General features: G+C 47.4%; 7 protein-coding genes and 1 pseudogene. 4 read left to right on the forward strand and 4 right to left on the reverse strand.

Annotation, left to right across the window (positions count from 1 at the left end):
* The 3 genes from RMO52_RS05465 to RMO52_RS05475 form a co-directional block, all read right to left on the reverse strand.
* Positions 1 to 646, reverse strand: a 646-nt coding sequence (locus tag RMO52_RS05465; RefSeq protein ID WP_310411627.1) for a DUF6262 family protein, incomplete at its 3' end; no start/stop codon positions are given.
* Positions 643 to 2,229: a tyrosine-type recombinase/integrase gene (locus RMO52_RS05470; RefSeq protein WP_310411631.1), complete on the reverse strand. Its 1,587-nt coding sequence runs from the start codon at positions 2,227 to 2,229 to the stop codon at positions 643 to 645. The genes RMO52_RS05470 and RMO52_RS05465, both read right to left, overlap by 4 nt.
* Positions 2,213 to 3,328 (reverse strand): tyrosine-type recombinase/integrase, encoded by a 1,116-nt coding sequence (locus RMO52_RS05475; RefSeq protein ID WP_310411634.1) that lies wholly within the window; start codon positions 3,326 to 3,328, stop codon positions 2,213 to 2,215. Before RMO52_RS05475 ends, RMO52_RS05470 begins: the two co-directional genes overlap by 17 nt.
* 124 nt (positions 3,329 to 3,452) lie before the next feature.
* Here RMO52_RS05475 and RMO52_RS05480 point away from each other — a divergent pair.
* The 4 genes and pseudogenes from RMO52_RS05480 to RMO52_RS05495 all read left to right on the forward strand — a co-directional run.
* Positions 3,453 to 4,334: pseudogene (locus RMO52_RS05480) on the forward strand (YifB family Mg chelatase-like AAA ATPase); the annotation flags it as partial.
* 223 nt (positions 4,335 to 4,557) lie between these two features.
* On the forward strand, positions 4,558 to 5,421 hold the full coding sequence (locus tag RMO52_RS05485) for a hypothetical protein (protein WP_310411638.1): 864 nt from the start codon (positions 4,558 to 4,560) through the stop codon (positions 5,419 to 5,421).
* Between the two features lie 152 nt (positions 5,422 to 5,573).
* The gene (locus RMO52_RS05490) at positions 5,574 to 6,149 is read left to right on the forward strand and encodes a TIGR04376 family protein (RefSeq protein ID WP_309741971.1); all 576 of its coding nucleotides are present in this window, start codon (positions 5,574 to 5,576) and stop codon (positions 6,147 to 6,149) included.
* A 175-nt stretch (positions 6,150 to 6,324) separates the two neighbouring features.
* Entirely contained in the window at positions 6,325 to 6,639 is a 315-nt protein-coding gene (locus RMO52_RS05495; protein ID WP_310411641.1) for a hypothetical protein, read from the forward strand.
* A 26-nt stretch (positions 6,640 to 6,665) separates the two neighbouring features.
* On the opposite strand, the gene RMO52_RS05500 is transcribed toward RMO52_RS05495, so the two are convergent.
* On the reverse strand, positions 6,666 to 6,963 hold a 298-nt coding region (locus RMO52_RS05500; protein WP_310411645.1), incomplete at its 5' end, for a peptide deformylase.

Consider the following 6,963-nt stretch of genomic DNA (forward strand, 5'->3'; position numbering starts at 1 on the left):
GTGCGGCAATCGCATTTAGCACGACAGACTCTGGTGCAGACTTAACGACCTTAAGTAGTGTTGAATTGACCTTGATTCCTAGACTATCCAAGTCTGACGAAATTTGGTCGAGAATCGCGCGTTTGTCTTCTATCAAGCTAATTTCAGTAGTTGATTTAACAACCCTCAAATCCGGTGTAGTTTGAGTGAGATGAGCTGCATCCGCCAATTGCTGTTTCATACTTTCATTCTGAGTTTTCAATTTTTTATTCTCAGCCTGAATCTCGCTCATCTGTACGATCTTTCCATAGACAGTTGCATTTTGATGTTCCAGCTCTTTGACCTTTTCAGAGAGAACTTTTACCCGTTCTTTGAGCGTTTTAATCAAGGCATCTTTGGATGATTCTGACGGTCGCTGCTCTGGAGCAATACGGGCGGATTCTGTAGACTGTTGCCGCAAGTGTTCGATACGCTCTTTAATTGCTGTTTCCTTATATAGAAATGCCTTAGAAACACTACAAGCAGCGGCAACGGTATTGAAGTTAATCTTTTGACGAGTGCGGATCATCTCTTTAATCCCGCGATCTACTTTATCGAAGGATTCTTGCCTTTTCCTTTGCGCGTTTTGCCGCAATCCTTCAACATTGCGCTGAATATTCATACTCATGCTTGTGCCTCCTCCAAACTTGCAATAATTTGTTCGAGGTTTGCTTTAATCCTTTCATTCATTTCGGTTTGTCTTTGCCATCCGTTAGCTTTAGCTTTGTCAATCAGTTTTTCTGTCTGTGCTAACTGTTGATAGTGGTCTGCTAAATACTCGGCAGTCGTCCGAAAATGGGTGCAGGTCAAACAAGCATTTGCGTGAGGACAACCATTAGTAATTATCGGCAAAGCACAAGACCCGTTCGGTAATGCCTGTGCGTAAACATTCTTCTTGAACCACTGCAATGTTTCATCATCAGCTTCCATGTCATTCGCTGTTACTGTCTGTCCGGCAATATTTACGACACGATCTTGGAATTTAGCGATTTCCTGCTTCATCGTCTGGTCGTGGATCGTGGCATAAGTTGCCGTCATCGCTGGACTTTCATGACCTAAAAACCGCTGAATGATATGCTGTGGTACTCCGTTGTTAATCATTCTGGTGCCAACGGTATGCCGGAACTGGTGGGACTGAAAGTGCCAGATCTTGCCAGTGCCATCGCAGATCTTATGTGCTTTAGCGAGATAGTTTAAGTATTGAGCGAGAATCTTTCTTGTCATAATTCTCGGTACGGGCTTAAATCCTGGTCGCTTTAGCCCACCATTGGCACAAAACATGTACTGCCAGTCTGGGGGCAGATACTCTTGGATGTAATCGATCTGCTGTTGGATTGTCATCACCACCTCCCGCGAAAGGGGAATGGTAATCTCCTTTTTCATCTTGAACTGGTAGTATTTCAGAAACCAGTCTCCAGCCTTATCTTGCAGCAAGCAGTCTAACTTGAGATTTACTAGCTCTGATATTCTCATGCCGCATTCTTGCAGGATAATGACCATCCTTGCCACTGGAGGAGCGAGATCTGTTAGATGCTCGTTGAGTTGTTCGATTACTTCGCCGGGGATGTAGCGCGGCAATCGCTTGGGCATTCTTCCTAGATCTTCAGAGCGAACTAGATACCTGGGCACATCTAGCCATTCATTCTGATAGCAATCCTCAAAATAAAGTTTGGCATTGTGGAGTGTTTTGTTGCGAGTGCTGACAGATAGTGAGGTACTGAGTAAGAAGCCAGCAAAGTTAATAAGTACTTCACGATCTATTTCGGATGGTTTGATGGTGGGATAGTACTCTTGGAAGTAGCTAGATAACCGCCGCAGGGAACTTAACTTCTCTTGGACTGAGGAAAATGTCAGACTGGCTAGGGCAATTTTGATATGCTGTTTGACTGTCGAGTTCATCCAGGGCTGAGTTATTTTCTCGAAGTTGAGCTTATAGCTCGACCTTCCCACCCCAGGTTCGATACCTAGTCGCCGACAATCCCAGCAATTTTTTCCATACTCCTTGAGCGGGTCGATGACAAACAAAGAAACTTGCTCGACCGGAGTGAAATCTTTCTCGCAATCTTTGCAGTAATAAATCTGTGTCTGTTTGCCTGACTTGTTCCTGCCATTTTTCCTCAAGTTAGTTCCATTGCAAAATTTACAGGCAACTAGCTTTTCATCATTCTGGCGACTGCGAATCGGTACGATCTGTTCAGGTGCTGGACTCATCCGTTCTCTCTCTGTTATCTAGATATTTCTGGTATTCGACTTTCATGTCTTCGTTCGTGACATGAACGTAGGTGTTAATGGTGGTTTGAATGCTGGCGTGTCCTAGTCGCTTCTGGACGTAAGCCATGCTCATGCCTTCCCGAATCAAATCGGTGGCATGACTGTGGCGCAGCATGTGTGGGGTGATGGCGATTCCAGTTTTCCTCTTGAGCCTGAGAAATAGATCCATCACTGCGCTGTAAGACATTGGCTTGCCAATCTTGCCATCCCAAAGGTTAACGAAAACGTAATCACTCAAGTTGTCACCCAGAATTTCCATGAACTCTCCCACATATTCGGTGTAGAGAGTCATCAGCTTTTTGGTGACGTGCAAATCGAGCGGTTCTAAAGATTTAGATCTGGCTCCATTTGCGTTGTTTTTGCGTGGGCAGATCTTGATTAGGTTATCCCAAGACTGAATATCTTCATGGCGTAAACCCAAAGCCTGACCGATTCTCATCCCTGTTTCTTGCAATAAACACAGCAAGAATTTGTCCCTAATATTCTGGCAAGCAGCAACGAGCTGACTTGCTTGGTCAGTATCGATGGTCTTTGGAATCTTTCTTGATACCTTGAGCTTGAGCAATCTGGCTCTTGTAGGCTTTCCTTTAGTGATGTGATGTAGAAACCCCTTATATCTTCTTCCAGGCATCACTGAGGAGCGATATAGCGGGATGTGGGACACATTTCCTGTCTGCTCCTGGTAGTCATAAAACATGCACACGGCTGTTAATGTCAGATTCACCGTGGCTTCGGATCTTTTTGCTTGTTGCTCGACGATGGAAATCGTGCCGCTCGGAGCTGGACTTCTCAGCCATGTCATGAAGTCGGCTAGATCTGGAGCTTTAATTTCGTCCCACTTTAAATAGCTGACTCGTAAAAATTCCCAGTAGAGTTTGAGAGCTTGTGCGTAAGCTTTAATCGTGTTGGGAGATCGTTCTAGGTTCTCTAGGTATTTCAGAAACAGATGGATTGGTTCGATTGGTAGAAAATCTTCTCCAATTACCGTCCAACTCTCCCTACTAGTTTCATTGAGTATGACTTTTTGTAGCTTTACCATGCGAACTGTGTAGACTATGTGGACTATAGTTACTGGCTTTAGTATATCATTCTAAGATGTTGTTGTTGTAGGTTTTTTTATTCTTTCTTTACTTTATGGATATAGCCTGCAAGGCTATACATAATTGATTTTTGTCGGCCCCCCAGGTAGCGGTAAAACCATGCTGGCACGGCGGTTGCCGGGAATTCTCCCACCCCTGAGCTTTGCCGAGGCGCTGGAAGTTACCCAAATCCACTCCGTCGCTGGCTTACTCAAAGAGCGCGGCTCGCTGGTGTGCGACAGACCCTACCGCAGCCCTCATCACTCAGCGTCAGGCCCTGCCCTGGTTGGTGGCGGCACGTTTCCGCGTCCCGGCGAAATTTCCCTCGCTCATCGCGGCGTGCTATTTCTCGACGAATTAACGGAATTCAAACGCGATGTCCTCGAATTCTTGCGCCAACCATTAGAAGACGGACACGTCACCATCTCCCGCACCCGCCAGTCCGTCTCCTTCCCCGCCCAGTTTACCCTCGTCGCCAGTACCAATCCTTGCCCCTGCGGCTACTATGGCGACACGATCCAAGCCTGTACCTGCAATCCCCGCCAGCGCGAGAATTATTGGGCAAAACTTTCCGGCCCCCTGATGGATCGGATCGACCTCCAAGTAGCCGTAAATCGCCTCAAACCCGAAGAAATTACCGATCGACCCACAGGCGAAAATTCCGCCACAGTGCGCCCGCGCGTCCAAGCAGCCCGCGACAGAGCCAGCCAGCGGTTTGAGTCCGTACCCAGCATCGTCTGCAATGCCCAAATGCAAAGTCGCGAACTCCGCACCTGGTGCCCGCTTGACGACAACAGCCGCAAACTCTTAGAAACCGCCATCCGCAAGCTAGGACTCTCCGCCAGAGCCAGCGATCGCATTATCAAAGTCGCCCGCACCATCGCCGATCTCGCCGCTTGCGAACACATCGAACCCACCCACATTGCCGAAGCCATCCAATACCGGACGATCGATCGAATGCAGTGATTTTTTAGATGGGAGATGGGAGATGGGAGTTGGGAGGGTAAGAGGTAATGGGTAATGGGTAATGGGTAATGGGTAAGAGCAATTAATATTGTATTTCTCCCCGTCCCCCCGTCCCCCCGTCTCCCAGTCCCCTATCTCCCATCTCCCATCTCCCACCTCCCATCTCCCATAATTAAACAAATAGATTGAGGTAAACTAATCCCTAATCCCCAATTCCGAACCAATGAGTAACCAAAACCCCGCAGTACCGCAACCGCCCCAAGATGGTGACGCTTTCAAGCAGAATCGCGATATCCTCGCCAAAGTCAACGCTCATGCAGATCGATCGATGGATCGACTCTTCGCCGACATCGACGAACTCCTCGGTGACGATCCCACTCACGGCTCTAATCCTGCACCGACACAGCATAATTCCTACGCCAACGAGCAATATCCGCAGTTACAACAACAAGTCTATCCACCGCAGCGTGCCCTCGGTGCAGCCGCAGACACACCAGCGCAACCAGTAGCCAAAGCCAAACGCCCGATGCCACTGTGGCTCAAAGCATTCCTCGGGCTTGGTGTGACGGCAATTGCGGCTGGTGGCGTACTCACCTGGCTGGTAAACGAGCGGAAGGTCGTTTTGCCCGAAATCGATACGAGTTGGCTCCCCTTCCAATCCCAGCAAGTTGCGCCACAAGATGCCAAATTTGCTGACTATATGCGTAAATCGATCGCCAAAATCGATGCCACCGCTCAAACAGCGACTCTAGCCACTAATAATATCCCTACGCCCGCCACTAGTATTGTAGCTACCCCCGCAACGGCTCCCACCGCGCCAGTCGCCACCGCTCCGACTAAAACCATCGTCACCGCCGCTCCCGTTGCACCAACGCCTGTCAAGCCAGCAATCGCCCTCGTCAAAACGCTACCGAAAGGCAATCGTCCCGGCGCGATCTTCGAGATCGATCGTCAGAGCAAAACAGTCAATGTCGGTCAACCCATTGGCAAAAGTAATTGGTCTTTAGTGTCTGTCAATAAAGGTGAAGTCATAATAAAAAGAAAAGGTGGTGAAATTCGATCGATCGATGTCGGTCAGAAGTTTTAATTGAGATGGGAGGTGGGAAACGGGGGGATGGGGAGAAATAAAATATTAATCGCTCTTACCTTTTACCTCTTACCCATTACCCATTACCTTTTACCCTCCCATCTCCCATCTCCCACCTCCCATCTCCCCACCCACTCCTCACACTCTAAATCATGGGTTTAATTGAAGACATGAAGCGGTTTCTGGAAAGTCAGATCGATGACTTCCTGAGCAAAAACCCGCATCTCGAATTACAGGTGATCGGCGAACAACTGGCTCAACAGGAGACCGACACCGTTCAACTGATTGTGGACTTGCAAGCTCAAGAAAAACAAACCGAGCAAGAAATCCTTAATACCGCTCAAGAAATTAAAAATTGGTACGATCGCGTCCAGAAAGCGACCGTAGCTGGACGTGCCGATCTGGCCACAGGTGCCCAAGAGCGGGTCAATGCCCTCTTGCCTCAAGGCAACCAACTCTGGGGCAAAATGCAGGGCTTAAAAGAGCGCATCGCCAAGGCTCAGGAGCTATTGCAAACCATCAAAACGCGGCGGATTGAAGTTAAAGCCAAAACTGCTGCCGATCGAGCTGCGCGCGCTAAATCCGCGATCGACGATAACCCGAGTAGCTGGGGATCGGTAAATAATTATACAAATGACAGCAAGTTTGCCGATCCGCTCGATGCTCAATTTCGACGGTGGGAAGCCGATGAAGAACTCGAAAAGCTCAAGCGAAATTTAGGCAAATAGGCTGATTCTTAACTAAATCTTTAGATCCGATCGGTGTAGTCTGTTAACATTACTAACGGAAGGTATTTACAACATTTTGAGTAAAATGTTGTTACTTTCTGAGTCTATACAATCACCTACATTTTAGCTATAAAAGTGCGAGGTATTGATAGATATATTGTTTAGAAATACAGTCATGATCGGAACCCCAATTTTAAAGAAGTCTCAGATTGGCGACGCGATCGCAGGTATCGTCACCGTTTTTGGGATTGATATCGTTATTATTTTTATATCGCTATTACTAAATACGTTTTCCCCGGTCTTTATGTCTGTGGTTTTCTCGATCGGCGCGATCCAGTTAATTTACATTTTACCGTTACTACGGTGGTCGGTTAAACGACGAGTTAAAGGTTTTAGTAAAGGATTGTTGATGGGAGCAATGGCAATCGCGATCGTCAATATTTTTTGCTTCTTAGTCGTGTTTAAGTTTTTCAGTAGTGGCGCTAGATAATTAATAATTAATAATTAATAATTGAATTACCGATCGAAAGCAATTTTTAGGTATTCGGCTTCGGGGATCAGATCCGTGGGATCTGGAACTCGATCGGGAAATAAAATTCCATCTAAATGGTCGAGTTCATGTTGAAAAATTCGGGCGACAAAATCGGTTAGTTCTTGGGTGACTAGTTCGCCATGTGGGGTGAGATATGCGACCTCGATCGCCCGATCGCGTAAGACCAAACCGCGAGTTCCCGGTACGCTCAAACAGCCCTCCCAGCCAGCAACCAGCTCCCCAGATCGATCGATAATTTGGGGATTAATCATCGCCGTCGGT

Origin of the sequence: Chamaesiphon sp. OTE_8_metabat_110, assembly GCF_031382685.1 — a bacterium.
GTDB lineage: Bacteria > Cyanobacteriota > Cyanobacteriia > Cyanobacteriales > Chamaesiphonaceae > Chamaesiphon.